Raw genomic sequence first — 499 nt, forward strand, 5'->3', positions numbered from 1 at the left:
TTAAAGTTCACAAGAGTTTCTTTGGCAGGTGCCAATATAACTTCTTCATTCACGCTAATTTTGACCTGATTTAGTGGAATAAACCAAAAGTCAAGGTTTTTTCCAAGGAAAATATTTACTTTTTTCACATAATATTCATTTTCCATATATTGAACATCCTCAGGAAGACCTGCTCCAAAGTCTTTCCATCGCATTTCGGTGACGTATATGCCACTTTTGTTCACCTTAAGGATTTCGACAATTTCACTCCTTTGAACGCTGTGAGTATATGAGATTTTTATTTCCTTTTCTCCGAGGAATCCAACATAGGAATGGTTACCCTCGGTTATTACAAGAGTATTAACAGGAATGAACAACACTACAAGAAAAAGGAGCAAAAAAAGAAAGACTCTCAAAAGATTCACCCTTTAAGTTCCTCTGGCACGCTGAGGCCTTTTTCCTCGTAGTATTTTATAGCTCCTGGATGGAGTGGTATACTCATACCATCCAGAGCTGTTTC

The 499-nt window shown here is 37.3% G+C and carries 2 protein-coding genes; both read right to left on the reverse strand.

The genetic code is table 11. From position 1 onward, the window contains the following. Positions 1–359: DUF1850 domain-containing protein (locus E3E32_RS10010; protein ID WP_370456378.1), on the reverse strand; the 359-nt coding region annotated here is incomplete at its 3' end. Positions 360–400: 41 nt separating this feature from the next. Continuing rightward, a partial coding sequence (locus tag E3E32_RS10215) for a TAXI family TRAP transporter solute-binding subunit (protein WP_167731658.1) occupies positions 401–499 on the reverse strand: 99 nt, incomplete at its 5' end.

Origin of the sequence: Thermococcus sp. GR6, assembly GCF_012027415.1 — an archaeon.
Classification (GTDB): domain Archaea; phylum Methanobacteriota_B; class Thermococci; order Thermococcales; family Thermococcaceae; genus Thermococcus; species Thermococcus onnurineus.